This is a genomic window from Rhodococcus sp. 21391 (assembly GCF_016772255.1).
Classification (GTDB): domain Bacteria; phylum Actinomycetota; class Actinomycetes; order Mycobacteriales; family Mycobacteriaceae; genus Rhodococcus_F; species Rhodococcus_F opacus.
The window spans coordinates 3,314,067-3,334,888 of record NZ_CP063781.1; the positions used below are offsets into that span (position 1 = coordinate 3,314,067).

Genomic DNA, 20,822 nt, shown 5'->3' on the forward strand with positions numbered 1-20,822 from the left:
GTCACCCTTCCTTACCGGGTTGCAGCAGTTCCGCCGTCGGCGAGGCGTTCTCGCGGCGACTGATCCAGTCGGTGACGATGCGCACGGCGTCGTCCACGGGTACCCCGTTGACCTGGGTGCCGTCGCGGAATCGGAAGCTGACGGCGCCCGCCTCGACATCGCGCGCACCCGCCAGCAACATGAACGGCACCTTCTGCGCCGTGTTGTTGAAGATCTTTTTCTGCATGCGGTCGTCGCTCGCGTCGACCTCGGCGCGGATACCGGCCGCCTTCAGCCGCTTCACCACGTCGAAGAGGTGGTCGGCGAACGTCTCCGCCACCGGGATACCGACCACCTGGACGGGCGCCAGCCACGCCGGGAACGCACCCGCGTAGTGCTCGGTGAGCACGCCGAAGAACCGTTCGATGGAACCGAACAGGGCGCGGTGGATCATGACCGGACGCTGCTTGGTGCCGTCGTTGGCCGTGTACTCGAGGTCGAAACGCTCGGGCAGGTTGAAGTCGAGCTGAATGGTCGACATCTGCCAGGTGCGGCCCAGGGCGTCCTGCACCTGCACCGAGATCTTCGGTCCGTAGAACGCGGCGCCGCCCGGATCGGGGACGAGGTTCAGCCCCGACGACTCCGCGACCTCGGCGAGCGTCGCCGTCGCTTCCTCCCACACGGCGTCGTCGCCGACGAACTTGTCCGGGTTCTTGGTGGACAGCTCGAGGTAGAAGTCGTCGAGACCGTAGTCCTTCAGCAGGCCGAGGACGAACTGCAGGGTGGTCGCCAGTTCGTCGCGCATCTGCTCGCGGGTGCAGTAGATGTGCGCGTCGTCCTGCGTCATGCCGCGTACGCGGGTGAGTCCGTGGACGACACCGGACTTCTCGTACCGGTAGACCGAGCCGAACTCGAAGAGCCGCAACGGCAGTTCGCGGTACGACCGGCCGCGGGAGCGGAAGATCAGGTTGTGCATCGGGCAGTTCATCGGCTTGAGGTAGTAGTCCTGGCCCGGCTTGCGCACGGTGCCGTCCTCGTTCAGCTCCTCGTCGATGTGCATCGCCGGGAACATGCCGTCGCGGTACCAGTCCAGGTGACCCGACACCTCGTAGAGATGCCCCTTGGTGATGTGGGGGGTGTTGACGAACTCGTACCCCTCCTCGACGTGCCGCTTGCGGGAGTAATCCTCCATCTCGGTGCGGATGATCCCGCCCCGCGGATGGAACACGGGCAGTCCGGAGCCGAGTTCGTCGGGGAAGCTGAACAGGTCGAGTTCCGACCCCAGCTTGCGGTGGTCGCGGCGCTCCGCCTCGGCGAGCAGTTCCAGGTGCTGCTCCTGCGCCTCCGACGACTCCCACGCGGTGCCGTAGATGCGCTGGAGATCGGCGTTGTCCTGGTTACCGCGCCAGTATGCCGCCGAGCTGCGGGTGAGCTTGAACGCCGGGATGTGCTTGGTGGTGGGGATGTGCGGGCCGCGGCACAGGTCTCCCCACACCTTCTCGCCGGTCCGCGGGTCCAGGTTGTCGTAGATGGTGAGCTCGTTGCCGCCCACCTCCATGATCTCCGGATCGTCGATTCCCGACTTGTCGTCGATCAGTTCGAGCTTGAAGGGCTCCTTCGCCAGCTCGGCGCGCGCCTCCTCGAGCGACTCGACGACCCGGCGGGAGAACCGCTGCGACCCCTTGATGATCTTCTTCATCCGCTTCTCGAGGCTCGCGAGGTCGTCGGGGGTGAACGGGCGATCGACGGCGAAGTCGTAGTAGAAGCCGTCCTTGATCGGCGGACCGATGCCCAGCTTCGCCTCGGGGAATTCCTGTTGGACGGCCTGCGCGAGCACGTGGGCCGCCGAGTGGCGGATGACGCTGCGGCCGTCGTCGGTGTTCGACGCGACCGGCTCGACCTCGACGTCGGTGTCGGGCACCCAGGACAGGTCCTTGAGCTGGCCCTCCGCGTCACGGACCACGACGACGACGTCCGGGCCCTTGCTCGGGTAGCCGGCCTCCCGAACCGCGGTACCGGCCGTAGTCCCCGCGGGCACCCGGACGAGGGCGGCTGGGGCGGCGGATGCGGGGGTGCTCACGGCGATGTTCTCCTAGGTGAGGTGTGCGGTGCAGACATGGTGAATGTGCCAGCCCATGTTATCGGCCCAGCAGTCACACCCAACCACGCGTCCGGCTAGAGCGGGCTCTCCAGCCACGGGTAGTCGAGGCCGATCCACGTTCCGACGAGACCGAACGTGCCGAGCAACCACAGCGTGGCGAGGACGACGGCACACGTCAGCAGCGCACCCGCCCCCTTGACCACCAGCGACTGCCGCGAGAACCAGTCCATGAACTTGTCGTATCGCCGGCGCGCATAGTGCAGCAGCCGGTGGGCCCACGCGAACTCGGATGCGAGAATCCCGAGCCCCGCGAACACGATCAGCCAGCCGGGGCCGGGATAGGGAATCGCGACGATCCCGGCGGCCAGCACGAGAGCGCCGATCACCCCCACCGCGATGCGGTAGGCCAGGTTGAGGCTCGGCCGCGCGGCGATGTGTGCTCGCCACCGGTGCCAGCGGCTCTCCACTTCCTGGAACGGGGACAGATCCGAGTCGTCCACGTTCTCGGGCGCGGGTCCCGGCCGAGCTTCTCCGCTAGTCACCAGTCCACCCTACCGACCGCGACCTGCGGCGGCGCGTCGTCGCACCGCCACACACGCTCGCGGGTCATCCCTTCACACAGACGACCTGCCGCAGGTGGGCCACGACCTCGACGAGATCGGCCTGGGCTTCGATCACCTGCTCGATGTCCTTGTAGGCGCCGGGGATCTCGTCGATCACGCCCGAGTCCTTGCGCGATTCGACTCCGGACGTCTGCCGCACGAGGTCGTCGACGGTGAAACGCTTCTTCGCCTTCGTGCGGCTCATCGTCCGTCCCGCCCCGTGTGACGCCGAATTGAAGGACAGCTCGGAGCCCAGGCCCCGCACCACGTAGGAACCGGTGCCCATGGAGCCGGGGATGAGTCCGAGATCACCCCGGCCGGCCCGGATCGCGCCCTTCCGGGTGACGAGCATCGGCTCGCCGTCGATGATCTCCTCCGACACGTAGTTGTGGTGGCAGGAGATCGGCTCGTCGAACCGCACCGTCCTGCCGGGCAGGGCCTGCCGGAACGCCTGCATCACCAAGGTGAGCATGACGGCACGGTTGCGGGCCGCGTACTCCTGCGCCCATGTCAGGTCGTGGCGGTATGCGTCCATCTCCTTGCTGCCGACGAGGAACACCGCGAGATCGCGATCGACCAGCCGCTGGTTGTGCGGCAACGCCCGCGCCACCGCGATGTGCCGCTCCGCCAGTTCCTTACCGATGTTGCGCGACCCGGAGTGGAGCATCAGCCAGACCTCGTCGGCGTCGGACAGGCACACCTCGATGAAGTGATTGCCGCCGCCGAGCGTGCCGATCTGCTTCATCGCCTTGGATTCGCGGGACTGGACGCCGGAATGCAGGTCACCGAATTCCTGCCAGAAGCGGTGCCATCCCTTCTTCACTCCCCCGGCGTCCGTGACATCGAGGGCGCCGACATTCACCGAACGCTCGTGCATGGCGAACCCGACCGGCACCGCACGCTCGATGCGCGACCGCATCGACCGGAGGCTGTCGGGCAGATCGTTCGCGGTCACATCCGTCCGGACCGCCGTCATTCCGCACCCGATGTCGACGCCGACCGCCGCCGGGGCGACCGCCGCCCGCATCGCGATGACCGAACCGACCGTCGCACCCTTGCCGACATGGACGTCGGGCATGACCCGCACCCCGTGGACCCATGGCAGGTCGGCCATGTTCCGCAGCTGCTGCAACGCAGCCTGCTCGATGGTCCACTCTTCCGCCCACATCAAGGTGGGCGCGGTGGTGCCTTCCAGCCTCACGGGGAACATGGGACTCAGTCCTTCGATAGCGGATCACCCGGGAAATTTCGGCCGGCTGAGTTCATTGTCCGCCGCCCCGATGAGCCGGAACAACCGATTATCGGGGTGGGCACACGAAAAAGAAGAGGGCGTTTCCGCCTTCGGAAACGCCCTCTTCTTGTCTTCTTGTCTGTGGTCCCGGCTGGGATCGAACCAGCGACCTCCCCGGTGTGAACGGGACGCTCTTCCACTGAGCCACGGGACCGAAGCGCGCCAAACACTCGCGCTCGAACGAGTTGGAACATTAACACGACCGAGCGGCCGAACGAAAATCACGTCGTTGGGATTCGTGTCGACCCCCGCCCGCGGCACGTCCGCGGTGCGGCGTCGTTCATGCATAGTTCACTGTCTGATGCCTTGACCTGCAGATTTGTAACTATCGCGGATGGTCGGCTAATGTTCTCAACCGCACCACGGAGAACATTCTCCGCGAGTTACACGGTGCATGCGGACGTGGCGCAGCTGGTAGCGCACAACCTTGCCAAGGTTGGGGTCGCGGGTTCGAATCCCGTCGTCCGCTCGAGAGGTTGGACTCAACCTTCACGGTGGAGTGGCCGAGTGGTGAGGCAACGGCCTGCAAAGCCGTGCACACGGGTTCGATTCCCGTCTCCACCTCGCGCGATTAGCTCAGCGGGAGAGCGCTTCCCTGACACGGAAGAGGTCACTGGTTCAATCCCAGTATCGCGCACCGAGATAGATGATAGATGCACGACTGTTTTACTTGCTCGACCAGTGACGGCCCCCAGCCCGGGGGCTTTCACGAATGCGGACGTGGCGCAGCTGGTAGCGCACAACCTTGCCAAGGTTGGGGTCGCGGGTTCGAATCCCGTCGTCCGCTCTCTTTTCTCCATCCCGCGCGATTAGCTCAGCGGGAGAGCGCTTCCCTGACACGGAAGAGGTCACTGGTTCAATCCCAGTATCGCGCACCAGTTCACTTCAACCGAACAGTTCACGACAGTGCGGCCCCGGTCATCGACCGGGGCCGCACTGTCGTTCCGGTGTCAGGCGGGCTGGAGCCGGTTGGCGCCGGAGATCATCGCGCGCAGAGTCGATTCCGTGTGGGATTCACCGATTCCCATCGCCCAGAGCCGGATGCCGTCGCGCTCGCAGAGCAGGAATGTCGCGGTTCGGTGCCCGATCTCGTGCTGATGAAAAGACAGGATCTCCATCGCACACCCCGCGCCGTACAGCATCGAGGTCATGGCGGCCACCGGGCCGGGCGCGCTCGCGGCGGTCTTGCGGATCGATTCGCCGATACCGAGTGTCGCTTCGAAATCCCACATTCCGGGGCCCGTCTTCGTTTCCGACCAACTGCCCAGACGGAACGGTCCGCTGGACGGCGCGTAGACGGCCTCGAACGCGGACCACGCCATTCCGGCGGATTCGGTGCGGAGTTCCCGCGGCAGCGGCTTGCCGTGGCGCGCGGCGAAGGGATCGGCGGCCGGTGTCGCCGAGGGAAAGGGTGAAGCGAAAGAAGGGTTGGTACTCATTCTCGTGGTCTTCCTGAAAGAAGGGAGGACCAACGCGTAGCTCAACGACCCGCAGCGAGGGGTCGGTCCGTATCAGACCCCGCTACGGCGGAGAACTACGAGAATGCGCTGCATGGATGACACTGTAAGCGACAACCGTCCGCAGAGACAACCCCGTTCACGCTGTCGCGCCGGCCACCCGGTGACGGGCGGGTGACGAAATCGTTACCACCGCATCTGGAACGTGAGGAAATCCTCATGTATCGTCGAACGTGCCATCCACCCCCCCGATGGCAATGAGCCCCAGCCATGACCCCCCATCCAAGGCTGGGGCTCAGTCTTGCTCCGGGACCTCACGCGTCCCGTGCTTTCAGGACATTTCGTCCGTCGAATCGGAGAACGCTGCACATCCCCGCAAAGTATTGGACACTCGTCCAATCGGATGTTCCCGACCGAAGGCCGATACCCATGACGGATTCACCAGGGGCAGATGCGTCCGCGGACCACCGCTCGGCACAGATCGCCGCAGCGGGCGCATTCGGCCTGCAGGGTTTTCTCCTCGCGGCCGTCCTCACGCAACTGCCGCAGTACCAGGACCGATTCGGTTTCGACGACACGGTCATCGTGGTCGCCGTCGTGACGGTGTCTCTCATCGCCGGGGCGGGAAGCGTCCTCGCCGAGCACCTGGCCCGCCGATTCTCCAGCAGGTCGGCCCTGCAATTCGGGCTCGCGACCATCGCGACAGCCGGTGGCGCGCTCGGTTTCGGCCCGAATACCACGGCCTTCTTCGTCTGCCTGTCCGTGTACGGCGCCGGACTGGGCATCGTCGACGCCGCCGCCAACATGCAGGCGGTGTCGATCCAGCACGCGTACGGCCGCTTCATCCTGTCGTCGTTCCACGCGGTGTGGAGCGTCGGCGCGATTGCGGGTGCACTCTTCGTTGCCGCCGCCTCGGCCCTCGGCGTGAGCGTCGCCGCCGCGCAACTGGTGGCGGCGCTCGTCGTGGCCGTCGGTCTCGCCGTCTGCAGCCCCCGGCTCCTCGTCCGTCAGCAGTCGGCGGGCACCGCCGTGCCGGCGACCGGCCCTGCGCCCGTGCCGGTTCCGATTCGAGCACTGCTCGCGCTCGGTACCGCGATGGCGTTGTTCTACGCCATCGATTTCGGTGTCGGCAACTGGTCTGCGCTGTACGTCCGGAACGTTCTGCTCGCGGATGCCGGCACGGCCGCCCTGGCATTGGCCGCATACCAGTGTGCGGCTCTGGTGTCGCGACTGACCGGCGACTTCTGGGTGGCGAAGTACGGCGAGATTGCCGTCCTCCGTGTGGGTTCGGCGGTCGGTGTCGCCGGATTGACGGTCGTCGTCCTCGCCCCGTCGCCGGTCGTCGCGATTGCCGGATTCCTCGTCGTGGGCCTCGGCGTGCCGGTCGTCGCTCCCCTGTGTTTCAGTGCCGCCGGGCGGCTGGCACCCTCCGGCCAGGTGGACGACGTCGTGGCGCGGATCAACCTGTTCAACTACGTGGGAACCCTCGTGGGCGGCGCGATCGTCGGCGGCGTCGCCGCGGCGACCAGCCTGCGGATCGGGTTCGTGGTCCCGCTCCTGTTCGCGGTGGGGCTCGTCCTGCTTGCCCCCGCGTTCGCCCCGGACCGGGACCGGGACAAGCAATCCGAGTGGGTCCCGGATCGCGACTGACGGCAGATGTTCTACTTAGGACATGCCGACTTGGGGATGGTTCGTGATCGCCGTGGCGATCGTCTACGTCGCAGTTCTGGTCTCGTCACGATCCGCTCGTGGCGGCTCACACACCCCACACGACCTGCATCCCGCATCGACGTGGCGTCACCTCGACGACGCCGCCCGGGACGAGGTGACGTGTCTGCTCGACCGGGGCCGGACGATCGAGGCGATCAAGATTCTCGTCGCGCGGGACGGGATCGGCGTGCGGCACGCGAAGGCCACGGTCGAGTACGGCCGGCTCCAGGCCCGGCCGGTCCCCGCCGGAATCCGCTCCTGCGGAGAAACGTCGCCGATCGAGGGCAGGCTCCGCGACCTCGAGAGTGAGGGCAAGACCATTGCGGCGATCACCCTGCTGCGGGACAGTACGGGAATGACACTTCGGGAAGCGAAGGACGCGGTGGACCAGCTGTGACAGTCGAAATAGACCCGGCGGGGATCTGGGATTCCGAGGCGATCGCCGACGTCGCCGCGGCAACGTTCCCGCTCGCGTGCCCGCCCGGGGCGACACAGGACGACATCGCCGCCTTCATCGACGACGTGCTGTCGGCCGAACGGTTCTCGGAATACCTCACCGACCCGAACCGCACCGTCCTGAAGGTCACGCACGGCGGGGCGATCGTCGGCTACGCGATGCTGATCGACGGTGAACCCGCCGACCCGGACGTCGGCAGGGCCGTGACACTCCGGCCGACCACCGAGATCAGCAAGCTGTACGTGCTGCCCGGCAACCACGGGACCGGCGTCGCGTCCGCCCTGATGGACGCCATCGTCGAACGCGCCGTCGCCGCGGGGTGCGCCGGGTTGTGGCTCGGCGTCAACCAGGAGAATGTGCGCGCTCAGCGCTTCTACGCGAAGCACGGATTCACGCAGGTCGGAACGAAGACCTTCCTCGTCGGCACCCAGCTGCACCACGACTTCGTGATGCAGCGGGCACTGTGACGGGCTGCGTCAGCTCGCGGCGACCTCGAAGCGCGACAGCGCCAGCAGGCGCGACGTGGCACGCAGGTACTTCTTCCGGTACCCGCCGGACAGCATCTCGGGAGTGAAGATCGCGTCGAGCTTGGCCCCTGCCACGGTGACCGGGATGCTCGCGTCGTACAGGCGGTCGGCGAGGACAACCAGGCGCAGCGCGACCGACTGGTCCTCGGCGGGGTGGACTCCGTCCAGGAACACGGCCGGAATGCCCTCGACCAGCTTGTTGTAGCGGGACGGGTGCAGCGTGCTGAGGTGCTTGCACAGCGCGTCGAAGTCGTCGAGCGTGGCGCCGGGGACGCTGTCGGCGCGCTCGGCGAGCTCCTCCGAGGAGATCGGGTCCGGGGCCGGCGGCAGGTCGCGGTGCCGGTAGTCGGGTCCGTCGACGCGGATCGTCTCGAAGATCGAGCCCAGCTTCTTGATCTCCCGCAGGAAGTCCTGCGCGGCGAATCGGCCTTCGCCGAGCTGGCCGGGCAGCGTGTTCGACGTCGCCACGATCGACACGCCGCGCGCCGACAATTCCGACAGCAGGCGGGACACCAGCATGGTGTCGCCCGGGTCGTCGAGTTCGAATTCGTCGATGCAGAGGACGCTGTGGTCGGACAGCTGCTCGACGGCCTTGTTGAACCCGAGGGCACCGACGACGTGCGTCAGCTCCACGAACGTGCCGAACGCCTTGGGCGACGCGACGCTGTGGAAGATCGAGGCCAGAAGGTGGGTCTTACCGACGCCGAAACCGCCGTCGAGGTAGAGACCGGCACCGGTGGCCTGCGTCTTCTTCCCGAACAGGCCGCGTCGCCCGCCACTGCGGATCTTCACGACCTTCTTCGCGAACTCCTCCGCCGTCTGGACCGCGGCGGCCTGGCTGGGTTCGGCGGGATCGGGGATGTACGACGCGAAGCTCACCTCGTCGAACATGGCCGGGGGCACCATCTGAGCTACCAACTGATCAGCCGGTACCACGGGGCTGCGATCGACAAGACGTGCATGCATACAAGCAGGGTATCCACGTGTTGTGATCACCAACATGCACCGCGTACATATTGCGACATTTTTCACACCGGACAGTCCGCCCGCTCGGGAGGAGCCCAGTGAATCGACCGCGAACGCGCTGCGCGAGCTGTATGCCTACCCGGCGGAGACGGCGCGGCCGTGGGTGCGCGTCAACTTCGTGAGCAGTATCGACGGCGCCATCTCCGTCGACGGCGTCAGCGGGGCGCTCGGCACACCCGCGGACAGGCTGGTGTTCGAGACCCTGCGGGAGCTGGCCGACGTCGTGCTGGTCGGGGCCGGAACCGTCCGGGCGGAGAACTACGGCGGGGCGCGCGTCGGCGCGGAGGGCAGGCGACGCCGGGTGGCGTCGGGAATGCCGGAAGTCCCGCCGATCGCCGTCGTGTCTGCTCGCGCCCACCTCGACCCGCAGTCACGCCTGTTCACCGACACCGAGGTGGCCCCGATCGTCGTCACCTGCACGGACGCCGACCCGGCGCGGGTCCGGGCTCTCGCCGACGCGGGTGCGCGGATCGTGACGGCCGGCGAGGGGCAGATCACCGGCGACGGGCTGATCGCCGCCCTCGAGGATCTCAGACTGCGCCGCGTGCTCTGCGAGGGCGGCCCGAGCCTGTTCGGGCAGCTGACCGCGGACGACGCCGTCGACGAGGTCTGCCTGACCACGGCGCCCGTGCTCGTCGGCGGGACCGCGGGTCGCGTCGCCACCTCGCCGGGTGCCCGGATCACCGCGATGACTCCCGCGCACATCCTCACCGACACCGACGGCACCGTCCTCACCCGATGGGTGCGGCTGCCCCGCCCGTAGAAGAACCTGGCAGGGTGGTCGCCATGCGCAGATCGGTGTTGCTCGCAATGGTTCTCGTGGTGTGCAGCGCGTGCGGAGCCGGACCGTCCAACCGGCCGCACGTGGCGGTCGAACGCGAGGGCGGCGGCAGCGAACCCACCGCGACCGAGACCGAGAACCCCGACGCTCCCCCGCCCGTGTTGCAGACCCCGAAGAACGATCTGGCGTGGACCGACTGCACGCAGAGCACGCTCGGCGCCCTGGGCCCGGGAACGACACCGCCGGCCGGGCTCGTCTTCGAATGCGGCTCGTACGAGTCGGCCGTCGACGAGAGCGGCACCCTGCCCGGCTCCTTCACGATGGGTGCGATGCGGGCACGACTCGCCGACACCCCCGAGAACGCGGCCCCGCTGGTGCTCACGTCGGGATCGGACCGCTCGTCGACCGCGACGCTCGCAGCGCTGAGCACCGGCGGTCTGACATCGCTGCTGTCGACGCGACCGGTGGTCGCGGTGGACCGCCGCGGGATCGCCTCCTCGCAGGAGATCGAATGCCTCACCCCGGAGCTCCGCAGCAGCCTGGCGAATCTCGGGCAGTTCGACCCGGGGACGGGTGACCAGATCGACAAGGTGACCGCGCTGGGCCGCGACGCCACCATCGCGTGCACCGACTACCTGCAGCCGCAGGAACTCGCGTTCGACAGCACCCACGCCGCCGACGACATCGAGGAACTGCGCCGCACCTGGGACGTCGATGCGCTCGGGATCCTCGCTACCGGCAACGGCAGTGCCGTCGCGCTCAGCTACGCCGCCAAGTACCCCGATCGGGTCGGCCGGCTCGTCCTCGACTCTCCCGCCGTCACCACGGTGGATGCCGCGACCGTCACCGAGCAGCAGGTCGCGGGTCAGGAGGCGGCGTTCGACTCGTTCGCCCGCCAGTGCACCGCCCTGAACTGCTCCCTGGGCGCCGATCCCCGCGCCGCGATGACCGACGCCGTCACCCGCGCCGCGAACGGCCAGATCCCGCGGGTCTCCGCGAACGCCCTCCTCACCGCGGTGTCCGGGTCGCTCGCCGCGGCGGGCGGCGACCAGCAGGGCCGCGTCCGCGCCCTGTCCGATGCGGTGTCAGCCGCCCTCGCCGGAAACACGGCACCGATCCTCGCGGCGGTCGCGCAGGCCGAGGCGGCCTACGAGAGCGACGGCCAGTTCATCACCCGCTGCACGGACGGCCAGCAGTGGCCCGCACCCGACCGGGTCCGCGAACTGCAGAAGCTGTGGGGCGAGCGGTTCCCGCTGTTCGGCCCGAACGCCGCCGTCGGACTGCTCGCGTGCACCTCCTGGCCCGCGACCGCGCCGCCCGCCCTGCCCGGCGAGCTGACGCTGCCGGTCCTGGTGCTGAGCGGCACCGCCGACCCGGTCGTCGGGAACGCCGGGGTGGGAACGGTGACCGGGGCCGTGTCGAGCGCGGGCGCCGCGACGGCGACGGTGACGTGGCACGGCAGCGGCCACCCCGCCACCCATTCGGACTGCGCGCAGAAGTCGATCGTCACCTACGTCGCGGACGGCGTGCTGCCCCCGGACGGCAGCGCCTGCCCCGCCTAGCCGAGGTGGCCCGCCCGACACCCACAGGGGGTGCGTGACCGCACGTCAGAGCTTCTCGGTGTACCGTGCCGTGGTGTTCCTTCGACAACTCGAACCGCGCACCGGGCGGACTGCCAACGAGGTCATCAACTTCGCGCTGTGGCCGATCGCCGTCATGACAGTGCTGCATCGAGTGGTCGTCAAGGCGGTCAACGGGTACATCACCGACGACTTCCGCCCGGTCTACAACGCTGCGCTGGCCTTCCTCAACGGGCGGCCCGTCTACACCGCCAACTTCAACTGGGTCGATCCGCATTACCTGTATCCGCCGTCCGGCACGCTGCTGATGGCGCCTATCGCGGTGATCGACCCCGAGAAGTCCCGGTGGTTGTTCATCATCGCCAACGCGATCGCCATCGTGATCGCGTTGTACCTGCTCCTGCGGCTGTTCGGCCTGGGATTGAACTCCATCGCGGCCCCGATCCTGCTGCTCGCCACGTTCTCCTCCGAGACCGTCACCAACACCCTCGTCTTCACCAACATCAACGGCCTGGTCCTGCTCGGCGAGATCGCGTTCCTCGTGTTGCTGATGAAGCGCAAGGACATGTGGTCCGGTGTCGCCATCGGACTGACGTTCGCGGTGAAACCGATCCTCGCCCCACTCCTGCTGCTGCCTCTGGTGCGCGGCCAGTGGAAGGTGTTCGTCACCGCGATCGGCATCCCGCTGATCCTCACCGCCGTCGCGTGGCCGCTGTCCGCTGACCCGATGGACTTCGTGCGCCACACGGTGCCGTATCTGATGGAGTCGCGCGACTACTTCAACAGCGCGATCGTCGGCAACGGCAAGTACTACGGCCTCCCCACCGCCCTGATCTGGGCCCTGCGCGGTGTCTTCACCGCCATCGTGCTCAGCTCCCTGTGGCTGCTCTACCGCTACTACCGCCACGACGAGCTGTTCTTCGTCGTCACCACGTCGGGGGTTCTGCTGACGGCGTCGTGGCTGCTCGGCTCGCTGGGCCAGATGTACTACTCGATGATGCTGTTCCCGCTCCTGATGTCCGTGGTGCTGAAGAATTCGGTGATGCGGAACTGGCCGGCGTGGCTGGCTGTGTACGGGTTCATGAGTTACGACAGCTGGCTGTCGAGCCGGTTCATCGAGGCCGGCCGGACCGCCGAGTACATGAAGACCACGCTGGGGTGGAGCCTGATGCTGCTCGTGGTCTTCGGTGTGCTGACCGTCCGCTACGTCTCGGCGCGGCGCGAGGGGCGACTCGACCGGGGCATCGACCCGGCGTTCCTCCTCGAACCGCGCGAGAAGGCCGCCCCCGACATCTCGCCGCGGGAACCGGAACCGGACGAGCAGCCGCAGGTCGAGTCGGCCACCGCCAAAACGTAGGCCCCCTCACGCGCCGGGCGTCGCGGCCGGAATCGACGAAACGTATTAGCGTGGAGCCATGAGTTCGCAGCAGCAGGATCCCACGCAATCCGCCCCGAAGGTTGCTCTCTCCGACAGCGAGTGGCGCGAGAAACTGACTCCCGAGGAGTACGCGGTGCTGCGCCAGGCCGGTACCGAGCGCCCCTTCATCGGCGAGTACACCGACACGAAGACGGAAGGCGTCTACCACTGCCGGGCCTGTGGCGCCGAGCTGTTCCGCAGCACGGAGAAGTTCGAATCGCACTGCGGGTGGCCCTCGTTCTTCGATCCGGCCGACTCGGACGCCGTCGTCCTCCGCGAGGACACGTCGCTGGGTATGCGTCGCGTCGAGGTGGTGTGCGGGACGTGCCACAGCCACCTGGGCCACGTCTTCGAGGGCGAGGGCTACCCGACCCCCACCGATCAGCGGTACTGCATCAATTCGATCTCGCTGACCCTGGAACCGACCGGCGAATGATCGTCGGTGGATCGAACGCCCGGATCGGCGGTAGCTCGCCCTCGTAGCGTTCGATCTCGACGAGCACGTGCTGGCCCGTGCAGCCGTGGGCGAGTGACGACGTGCCCACGTCCGGGGTCAGCACGTTGGGGTTCCCGTGCACGCAGAGGGAATCCGGGTCGGTGGCGTCGAGAGGGTCGTACCACGCTCCCGTCGACAGCTGGACCACACCGCGGCGGACGCCGTCGTCCACCACCACACCGGCGAGGCAGGCGCCGCGGTCGTTGAACACGCGGACGATGTCGCCGGCGGTGAGTCTGCGGTCGGTGGCGTCGTCCGGATGGATTCGCAGCGGTTCGCGGCCCCGGATCTTCGACTTCTGGCTGGTGCCGCCGTGGTCGAGTTGGCTGTGCAGGCGGGTGCGCGGCTGGTTGGCGATCAGATGCAGAGGGAACTGCCGTGCCCGGCGGCCGCCCAGCCATTCCTCGGGCTCGTACCAGCGTGGGTGCCCGGCGCAGTCGTCGTAGCCGAATCCGTCGATGTCGGCGGAGAAGATCTCGATCCGCCCGCTCGGGGTCGCGAGGGGGAATTTCACCGGATCGGCCCGGAAGTCGCCGAACAGGATCAGGTCGTCCTCGGTCCGCATCCGCACATGGCCCTGCGTCCAGAAGTCGTCGAAACTCGGGGCGGCACCGCCGTCCGCGCGGACGAAGTCCCGCCACTGCCCGTACAGATGCTCGAGCCACTGCTCGGACGAGCGGCCCTCGGTGAACTTCTCCCCGACACCCAGTTTCCGGGCGACCGCGGCGAACGTGTCGTAGTCGTCCTGCGCGTCGGCGTACGGCCCGACGGCGGCGTGCATGGCGACGAGCAACGGGTCGTTGCGGGTGCAACTGAGATCGGCCCGCTCGAGCGACGTGGTGGACGGGACGACGATGTCCGCGTGCCGGGCCATCGGCGTCCAGTAGGGGTCGTGGACCACGATCGTGTCGGGACGGGCCAGCGCCCGGCGCAGCCGGGGAATGTCCTGATGGTGGTGGAACGGGTTGCCGCCCGCCCAGTACAGCATCCTGATGTCCGGGAACGTCAGCCGCTGACCGTCGTAGTCGAACGGTGCGCCCGGGTTCAGGAGCATGTCCGAGATCGCGGCCACGGGGATGAAGTCGCGGACGGGGTTCAGCCCCTGGGGAAGCGTGGGCAGCGGGTACGGGACGGGGGCGAGCCCGGGCTCGTTCATGGAGCCGTAGCCGTGGCCGAAACCACCACCGGGAAGGCCGACCTGGCCGAGCATCGCGGCGAGGGTGACCCCCATCCACGGGGCCTGCTCACCGTGCCGGACCCGCTGCAGCGACCACGTGACGGTCACCATCGTCCTGCCCGCCGCCATCCGCCGGGCGAGGGTCACCAGGTCCGCGGCGGCGATGCCGGAGATCTGCTCGGCCCACGCGGGCGACTTCGGCACGCCGTCGGAACGCCCGAGGAGGTAGTCCTCGAAGCGGTCGTAGCCGACGCAGTGGCTGCCCAGGAATGCCCTGTCGTGCAGGTCTTCCGTCGCGAGGACGTACGCGAGGGCGAGCATGATCGCGACATCGGTGCCGGGCACCGGGGCGTGCCGTTCGGCGGCGCCGTGCACGTCGTCGCGCAGCGGACTGAACGACACGACGGACCCGCCGCGCCGCCGGAGGTCGTCGAGTGCGTCGCGGGTGGGGTGGTCGCTGGTCCCGCCGTGATTGACGCCGGTGTTCTTGAGGGGGACGCCGCCGAAGCACACCATGAGATCGGTGTGCTCGGCGATGATCTTCCAGGACGTGGAGCGGGCGAACATCTTCCAGTGGGTGCCCACCACCCGGGGCATGATGACGCCCGTCGCGCCCAGCGAGTAGCTGTGCACCGAACGGGTGTAGCCACCGAGGGTGTTCAGGAACCGGTGGACCTGACTCTGGGCGTGGTGGAACCGTCCCGCACTGGCCCAGCCGTACGAACCGCCGTAGATCGCGCTGTTGCCGTGCGTGTCGACGACCCTGCGCAGTTCGTTCGCGAGCCGCTGGGTCAGCTCTTCCCAGTCGACCGACACGAACTCGTCGGACCCTCGGGAACTGTCGGGGCCCGGGCCGTTCTCGAGCCACCCGCGGCGCACCACCGGGCCGGTGATCCTCGCCTTGCTGCGGACCGACCCGGCGATGTTGCCCAGCACCGGTGACGGGTGCGCGTCACCGGTGTACGGGTGGGCGGCGACGACGTCTCCGTCGGCGACCTCGGCCTCGAACATGCCCCAGTGCGACATGTGCTGGTAGCGGGGCGCGGTGCGAGCCCCGTCGGCGTCATTCATCGGTGCTGCGTCAGATCACGGCAGAGCGGCGATCAGCTTCTCCACATCCACCCGCGGGCCGGTGAAGAACGGCACCTCCTCGCGGACGTGCAGACGGGCCTCGGTGGCGCGCAGGTCGCGCATGAGGTCGACGATGCGGTACAGCTCCGGCGCCTCGAACGCGAGAATCCACTCGTAGTCACCGAGCGCGAACGAGGGCACGGTGTTGGCGCGGACGTCCTTGTACGTGCGGGCCGCCATGCCGTGGTCGGCGAGCATCTTGCGTCGCTCGTCGTCGGGCAGAAGGTACCACTCGTAGGACCGGACGAACGGGTACACGCAGATGTAGTTGCCCGGGTCCTCACCGGCCAGGAACGCCGGAATGTGGCTCTTGTTGAACTCGGCGGGACGGTGGCACGCGACGTTGCTCCACACCGGCTTGCTCGCGCGGCCCAGGGCGGTGGTGCGGCGGAAGTCGGCGTAGGTGGCCTGGAGGGCTTCGATGCTCGCCGAGTGCGTCCAGATCATGAAGTCGGCGTCGGCACGCAGGCCGGCCACGTCGTAGAGCCCGCGCACCACGACGCCCTTGTCGGCCTGACCTTCGAAGAAGATCCGCGCCTCCTTGATCACAGCTTCCCGGTCGTCCCCGAGTACACCGGGTTCCACCTGGAACACCGAGAACATGAGGTAGCGGATTTCAGAGTTCAATGCGTCGAAGTCGAGGCGTGCCATGGGTCTATCGTGCCACTCGCCCCGCGAGCCGTGTAGCCGCCGTCGTCGCAGCGGCCACGCACGCGGGAACACCCACCCCGTGCAGCAGCGCCCCGGACACCTCCACACCGTCCAGACCTGCGACTTCCTGCTCGATCACCGCCACCCGCCCCAGATGACCGGGACCGTACTGCGGCAGGCCGCCGTGCCAGCGCTGGACGTGCACCGCGACGGGTTCCGCGGACACCCCGGTGACGGTCGCGAGGTCCCGCCGGGCCGCGGCGATCAGCTCGTCGTCGGGTGCGTCGACGACGGCGGCGTCGCCGAACCGCCCGAACGACGCCCGCACGAGGGTCACCTCCCGCTCGGCGAGGTGCGGCCACTTGCGACTCGACAGGGTGAATGCCTTCGCGCCGAGCGCGGCGTCGGTGGCGACGAGGATCCCGGAGTTCTGCGGGAGGTCGACCCGGACCGGCAGCGCCAGCGCGACGACCGCCGACGAAGCCAGCGGGATGTCCGCGGCGGCCGCCGACGCGCGGGGGGCGATGCCCGCGAGCAGGTCGGCAAGCTGCGGGGCGGGCACGGCGAGCACGACCCCGTCGACGGCGCCCACCGGGTCCGCCGACCATCCGTCGCCGTCCCGGGCGAGCGTCCGGATCCGCTCGTGCACGATCTCCGCCGACGCGGCCTCCGTCAGGGCGCGCAGCAGGACCCCGTAGCCGTCGCGCAGCGCCCCGAACACCGGCCCGGGGGTCGGGGCGGGGAGGGCGTCCGCCACCGCCGCGGACAGGCTCGTGGCGCCGCGGTCGAGCGCCGCCGCGAGCGCGGGGAGCGCGGCGCGGACGCCGATCGTGTCCGCCAGACCCGAATAGACCCCTCCGAGAAGCGGATCCACCGACCGCTGGACCACCTGCGTGCCGAACCGGTCGCCGACCAGTGCACCGACGGCGATGTCCGCGCCCGATGTCCAGTCGAGGGGCACCGTCCGCTCCCCCGCCACCCGCGCGAGTGTCCGGTCGTCGACGAGACCGCGCAGACTGTTCTCGTCCGCGGGTATCCCCATGAGGGTGCCGGCCGGCAGCGGGTGCAGCGCGTCCTCGGACCAGATGAGCGGCCGCAGACCCGCCGGATGCACCAGTTGGTCGGAGAGGCCGAGTTCGCCGAGCAGGGCGGGCAGTTCCGGGCGCCGCGCGATGAAGGCTTCCGCCCCGACGTCGACGGGTTCCCCTGCCAGGTCCACCGTGCGCAGCTTGCCGCCGAGCCGGTCCGCGCCGTCGGCGAGGACGATCCGGGCCGCGGGGCCGAGCCGTTGCCGCAGGCGGTACGCGGCAACGAGCCCGGAGATGCCGCCGCCGACGACGAGAACGTTCGGCGACGACCCGGTCACAGTGAGTGCACCAGCTCGACCAGCGCGGTCAGCGCGCCCGGGTCGGTGTCGGGCAGGACGCCGTGCCCGAGGTTGAAGATGTGTCCCGTGGCGCCGGCGGCGAGGGCGGCATCCGCTTCCGCGGTGATGCGGCGAACCTGCTTCTCGACGGCCGCCGGTCCCGCGAACAGCACCGCGGGGTCGAGGTTGCCCTGGAGCGCCTTGCCCGGGCCGACCCGGCGCGCCGCCACGTCCAGGGGGATGCGCCAGTCGACGCCCACCACATCGGCGCCGGCTTCGCCCATCGCGCCGAGCAGTTCGCCGGTTCCGACACCGAAGTGGATGCGCGGCACCTTCGCGCTCTCCACCTCGGCGAACACCCGCTCGGAGTGGGGCAGCACGAACTCCCGGTATTCGGCGAGGGACAGCGCGCCGGCCCACGAGTCGAACAGCTGGATCGCGTCGACGCCGGCGTGCAACTGGGTCTGCAGGAAGGTGATGGTGGTGTCGGCCAGGGTGCCGAGCAGCGCGTGCCACGTCCGGGGGTCGGAATGCATCAGCGCCTTCGTGCGCTCGTGATTGCGGCTCGGACCGCCCTCGACCAGGTACGAGGCGAGGGTGAACGGGGCTCCGGCGAAGCCGATCAGCGGCGTCGAGCCGAGTTCCGCGGTGAGCAGCTGCACTGCCTGGGCGACGGCGCCGACTTCCTCGGGTACGAGACGGGGCAGGGCGGCGACGTCCGCGATCGACCGGACCGGGTTCGCGACGACGGGACCGGTGCCGGCGACGACGTCGAGATCGATCCCGGCGGCCTTGAGCGGTACCACGATGTCGGAGAACAGGATCGCCGCGTCGACGCCGTGTCTGCGCACGGGCTGCATAGTGATCTCGCAGACGAGTGCCGGATCGAAGCACGACTCGAGCATGCCGATCCCCGACCGGATCTCGCGGTACTCGGGAAGCGAGCGACCGGCCTGCCGCATGAACCACACCGGGCGACGGCCGGGGGTGCGGCCTTCCGCGGCCGCCAGGAGGGGTGCGTCGGGGAGCACCCGCCTCGCGGCGTACGTCGCCCGTTCGCTCATGCCTGCATTGGTGCTTTCCAACCCGCTCATCGGTCCTCGCGCTCTCTGCCTGCTCGAATTTCGGCAGCTCTCATGCTGCCATGCCGGGACTCCGCCGCCGATCGGCCCTGCTCGGCGCGCCTCCGACGAGATGTGTGGGTCCGGGTCTAACGTCCCGAGCTGTGACGACTTCGGGATCGCCCGCCGAACCGGCCGAGTTCCGCGCCGCGGTCGAAGCGATGAATTCCGCGCAGGTTCGCGCGGACATCGAGCTGGGCCCCATCCGGCCCCCGCAACGGCTGGCGCCGTACAGCTACGCCGTCGGCGCAGAGGTCGTGCACGAGGACACCGGGGTCGTCGCCGAACAGAGCGAGGGTGACGCGTTCGGCAGATTGATCCTCCTGTTCGACCCGGAGGGCGACGAGGCCTGGAACGGCACGATGCGGCTGGTCGCTTACATTCAGGCCGATCTCGACGCCGCCGTGGCGTCCGACCCCCTCCTTCCCGAGGTGGCGTGGAGCTGGCTCGTCGACGCACTCGAGTCGCGCCACGAACCGCTCAACGCGCTCGGTGGGACGGTGACCGCGACGACGTCGGTGCGCTACGGCGACATCGCCGGCCCCCCGCATGCACACCAGCTGGAACTGCGCGCGTCGTGGACGGCGACGTCGGTGGAACTGGCTACGCACGTCGAGGCGTTCTGCGAGGTACTGGCGTACGCGGCCGGTCTGCCGCCCGCCGGGGTGTCGCAGTTGCGGACGCTGGGCGGCGAGTAGTCAGGCCGATTCCGTGCCCGCCGCGGGCAAGTCGGTGGTGGCACTGCGTGACCATTCCAGGAAACGCCCGACCGCGTGGGTGACGGAGATGCTGCGGATCGAGGGGAACACGTCGAACGCGTGCTGCGCACCCTTCAGTTCCGCGTAGACGACGGGGTTGTCCGACACCTGCCGGAGTTCGTCGACGAAGATCCGCGCCTCGGCGACGGGGACCAGCGAATCGCTCGTGCCGTGGATCACGAAGAATGGCGGTGCGTCCGCCCGCAGGTGCGCGAGCGGCGACGCGGCCCGGTAGTCGTCGGGGAACGTGGCGTGCTTGCCGAGCACCATCGGCATCAGTCCGGAGTGCACGCGCTGGAGGACGGCCTTGAGTCCGGTGTCGCCGGCGAAGTCGTAGACGCCGTAGTACGGGACACACGCCTGAACCGACGTGTCGGCGTCCTCGAACCCCGGCTGCAGTCGACTGTCGTTCGCGGTGAGTCCCACCATGGCGGCGAGGTGGCCACCCGCGGAACCACCTGTGACGGCGATGAAGTCGGGGTTGCCGCCGTACTCCTCGACGTGCTCCCGGAGCCAGGCCAGGGCCTGCTTGATCGCGATCAGGTGTTCGGGCCACTTCGCCTTCGGCGACAGCGGGTAATTGACGGCCACGCACACCCAACCCCGCGAGGCCATCTCGAGCATGAGCGGCAGACCTTGTTGATCCTTGTTCCCGATCACCCATCCCCCGCCGTGGATCTGCAGGAGGACCGGGCTCTTCGACGGCAGGTCGTGCCGGTGGTAGATGTCAAGGCGGGCGCGGCGCCCGCCCGGCGCGTACGCGAGGTTGCGGACCCGGGTGACCGCCTCGTTCCGCATCCAGAACGGGTTCAGGAGTTGCCGCCACACGGGTTGCCCCGAATGTTCGATGGCGCTGTCGCGGTCGGTGTAGTTCTCACCGAGCGCTTCGATGAGCGCGGATTCGGCTTCTGCTCCGGCTCCCCGGCCGGCGGCGATCACGGCCGCGAGCCCGGCGGCGGAGGCCGCGGCCAGCGCGAGGCCGATGCGGTCGCTTCGGGTCCGTGTTCCGTGACGCGCGGCGTGCTGGGCAGCGTCGGCAGCGGTCACGGCGAGGAGGTGCGGCGCGAGTTCGGTGGTGAGCCACCCCGAGAAGAACGCGACCACCGAGGTGGGCGCACCGGGCAGGGGACGCAGGGCGTTGGCGGCGAGTGCGGCGCCGACGGCCTGCCGGAGAACGAAGCCTCGGGTCATACC

General features: G+C 68.8%; 18 protein-coding genes and 6 tRNA genes. 13 read left to right on the forward strand and 11 right to left on the reverse strand.

The window, feature by feature from the left end; translation table 11 throughout:
* Position 1 precedes the first annotated feature (1 nt).
* The 4 genes from thrS to GO592_RS15460 form a co-directional block, all read right to left on the reverse strand.
* On the reverse strand, positions 2–2,059 hold the full coding sequence (thrS, locus tag GO592_RS15445; protein WP_005265466.1) for a threonine--tRNA ligase: 2,058 nt from the start codon (positions 2,057–2,059) through the stop codon (positions 2–4).
* 95 nt (positions 2,060–2,154) lie between these two features.
* The gene (locus GO592_RS15450) at positions 2,155–2,580 is read right to left on the reverse strand and encodes a TIGR02611 family protein (protein WP_005265467.1); all 426 of its coding nucleotides are present in this window, start codon (positions 2,578–2,580) and stop codon (positions 2,155–2,157) included.
* Between the two features lie 106 nt (positions 2,581–2,686).
* Positions 2,687–3,892: an RtcB family protein gene (locus GO592_RS15455; protein WP_007296300.1), complete on the reverse strand. Its 1,206-nt coding sequence runs from the start codon at positions 3,890–3,892 to the stop codon at positions 2,687–2,689.
* Positions 3,893–4,055: 163 nt separating this feature from the next.
* Positions 4,056–4,127: transfer RNA gene (locus tag GO592_RS15460), tRNA-Val, on the reverse strand.
* Positions 4,128–4,369: 242 nt separating this feature from the next.
* Between GO592_RS15460 and GO592_RS15465 the strand changes: the two genes are divergently transcribed.
* The 5 genes from GO592_RS15465 (at position 4,370) to GO592_RS15485 (ending at position 4,851) form a co-directional block, all read left to right on the forward strand.
* A tRNA-Gly gene (locus GO592_RS15465) sits at positions 4,370–4,442 on the forward strand.
* A gap of 24 nt (positions 4,443–4,466) precedes the next feature.
* A tRNA-Cys gene (locus tag GO592_RS15470) sits at positions 4,467–4,537 on the forward strand.
* Position 4,538: 1 nt separating this feature from the next.
* Positions 4,539–4,610, forward strand: a tRNA-Val gene (locus GO592_RS15475).
* 77 nt (positions 4,611–4,687) lie between these two features.
* Positions 4,688–4,760, forward strand: a tRNA-Gly gene (locus GO592_RS15480).
* Between the two features lie 16 nt (positions 4,761–4,776).
* A tRNA-Val gene (locus tag GO592_RS15485) sits at positions 4,777–4,851 on the forward strand.
* A 72-nt stretch (positions 4,852–4,923) separates the two neighbouring features.
* Here the strand turns inward: GO592_RS15485 and GO592_RS15490 are convergent.
* Positions 4,924–5,412: an alpha-isopropylmalate synthase regulatory domain-containing protein gene (locus GO592_RS15490; protein WP_007296301.1), complete on the reverse strand. Its 489-nt coding sequence runs from the start codon at positions 5,410–5,412 to the stop codon at positions 4,924–4,926.
* A gap of 447 nt (positions 5,413–5,859) precedes the next feature.
* Here GO592_RS15490 and GO592_RS15495 point away from each other — a divergent pair, with 447 nt between their 5' ends.
* Genes GO592_RS15495 through GO592_RS15505 form a run of 3 tightly spaced genes read left to right on the forward strand, consistent with a single transcriptional unit; the run spans position 5,860 to position 8,064 of the window.
* Positions 5,860–7,080 carry an MFS transporter gene (locus GO592_RS15495; protein ID WP_007296302.1) on the forward strand — a complete coding sequence of 407 codons (1,221 nt, stop codon included), beginning with the start codon at positions 5,860–5,862 and terminating at the stop codon, positions 7,078–7,080.
* 22 nt (positions 7,081–7,102) lie between these two features.
* The gene (locus GO592_RS15500) at positions 7,103–7,537 is read left to right on the forward strand and encodes a hypothetical protein (protein WP_007296303.1); all 435 of its coding nucleotides are present in this window, start codon (positions 7,103–7,105) and stop codon (positions 7,535–7,537) included.
* Positions 7,534–8,064, forward strand: a complete 531-nt coding sequence (locus GO592_RS15505) for a GNAT family N-acetyltransferase (RefSeq protein ID WP_005240947.1) — start codon at positions 7,534–7,536, stop codon at positions 8,062–8,064. The genes GO592_RS15500 and GO592_RS15505 overlap by 4 nt, the downstream gene beginning before the upstream one ends.
* 9 nt (positions 8,065–8,073) lie before the next feature.
* Here GO592_RS15505 and zapE read toward each other — a convergent pair whose 3' ends face one another.
* Positions 8,074–9,090 (reverse strand): cell division protein ZapE, encoded by a 1,017-nt coding sequence (zapE, locus tag GO592_RS15510; RefSeq protein ID WP_039950688.1) that lies wholly within the window; start codon positions 9,088–9,090, stop codon positions 8,074–8,076.
* 34 nt (positions 9,091–9,124) lie between these two features.
* Between zapE and GO592_RS15515 the strand changes: the two genes are divergently transcribed.
* Genes GO592_RS15515 through msrB form a run of 4 tightly spaced genes read left to right on the forward strand, consistent with a single transcriptional unit; the run spans position 9,125 to position 13,364 of the window.
* Positions 9,125–9,913, forward strand: coding sequence for a pyrimidine reductase family protein (locus tag GO592_RS15515; protein ID WP_037207100.1), 789 nt, complete (start codon positions 9,125–9,127; stop codon positions 9,911–9,913).
* 23 nt (positions 9,914–9,936) lie between these two features.
* Positions 9,937–11,493 carry an alpha/beta fold hydrolase gene (locus tag GO592_RS15520; RefSeq protein ID WP_039950735.1) on the forward strand — a complete coding sequence of 519 codons (1,557 nt, stop codon included), beginning with the start codon at positions 9,937–9,939 and terminating at the stop codon, positions 11,491–11,493.
* A 34-nt stretch (positions 11,494–11,527) separates the two neighbouring features.
* Positions 11,528–12,868 carry a glycosyltransferase family 87 protein gene (locus GO592_RS15525; RefSeq protein ID WP_007296305.1) on the forward strand — a complete coding sequence of 447 codons (1,341 nt, stop codon included), beginning with the start codon at positions 11,528–11,530 and terminating at the stop codon, positions 12,866–12,868.
* Between the two features lie 58 nt (positions 12,869–12,926).
* Positions 12,927–13,364, forward strand: a complete 438-nt coding sequence (gene msrB, locus GO592_RS15530; RefSeq protein WP_007296306.1) for a peptide-methionine (R)-S-oxide reductase MsrB — start codon at positions 12,927–12,929, stop codon at positions 13,362–13,364.
* Here msrB and GO592_RS15535 read toward each other — a convergent pair.
* Genes GO592_RS15535 through hemE form a run of 4 tightly spaced genes read right to left on the reverse strand, consistent with a single transcriptional unit; the run spans position 13,324 to position 18,813 of the window.
* On the reverse strand, positions 13,324–15,672 hold the full coding sequence (locus GO592_RS15535; protein WP_007296307.1) for a molybdopterin-dependent oxidoreductase: 2,349 nt from the start codon (positions 15,670–15,672) through the stop codon (positions 13,324–13,326). The genes msrB and GO592_RS15535 overlap by 41 nt on opposite strands.
* Positions 15,673–15,687: 15 nt before the next feature.
* Positions 15,688–16,383: a hydrogen peroxide-dependent heme synthase gene (gene hemQ, locus GO592_RS15540; RefSeq protein ID WP_005565724.1), complete on the reverse strand. Its 696-nt coding sequence runs from the start codon at positions 16,381–16,383 to the stop codon at positions 15,688–15,690.
* Positions 16,384–16,387: 4 nt separating this feature from the next.
* Positions 16,388–17,749 carry a protoporphyrinogen oxidase gene (locus GO592_RS15545; protein WP_007296308.1) on the reverse strand — a complete coding sequence of 454 codons (1,362 nt, stop codon included), beginning with the start codon at positions 17,747–17,749 and terminating at the stop codon, positions 16,388–16,390.
* Positions 17,746–18,813 carry a uroporphyrinogen decarboxylase gene (hemE, locus tag GO592_RS15550; RefSeq protein WP_007296309.1) on the reverse strand — a complete coding sequence of 356 codons (1,068 nt, stop codon included), beginning with the start codon at positions 18,811–18,813 and terminating at the stop codon, positions 17,746–17,748. The genes GO592_RS15545 and hemE overlap by 4 nt, the downstream gene beginning before the upstream one ends.
* 161 nt (positions 18,814–18,974) lie before the next feature.
* Here hemE and GO592_RS15555 point away from each other — a divergent pair, with 161 nt between their 5' ends.
* Positions 18,975–19,568 (forward strand): DUF3000 domain-containing protein, encoded by a 594-nt coding sequence (locus GO592_RS15555; RefSeq protein WP_005263992.1) that lies wholly within the window; start codon positions 18,975–18,977, stop codon positions 19,566–19,568.
* Here the strand turns inward: GO592_RS15555 and GO592_RS15560 are convergent, their stop codons facing one another.
* On the reverse strand, positions 19,569–20,819 hold the full coding sequence (locus GO592_RS15560) for an alpha/beta hydrolase (protein ID WP_007296310.1): 1,251 nt from the start codon (positions 20,817–20,819) through the stop codon (positions 19,569–19,571).
* Positions 20,820–20,822 lie beyond the last annotated feature (3 nt).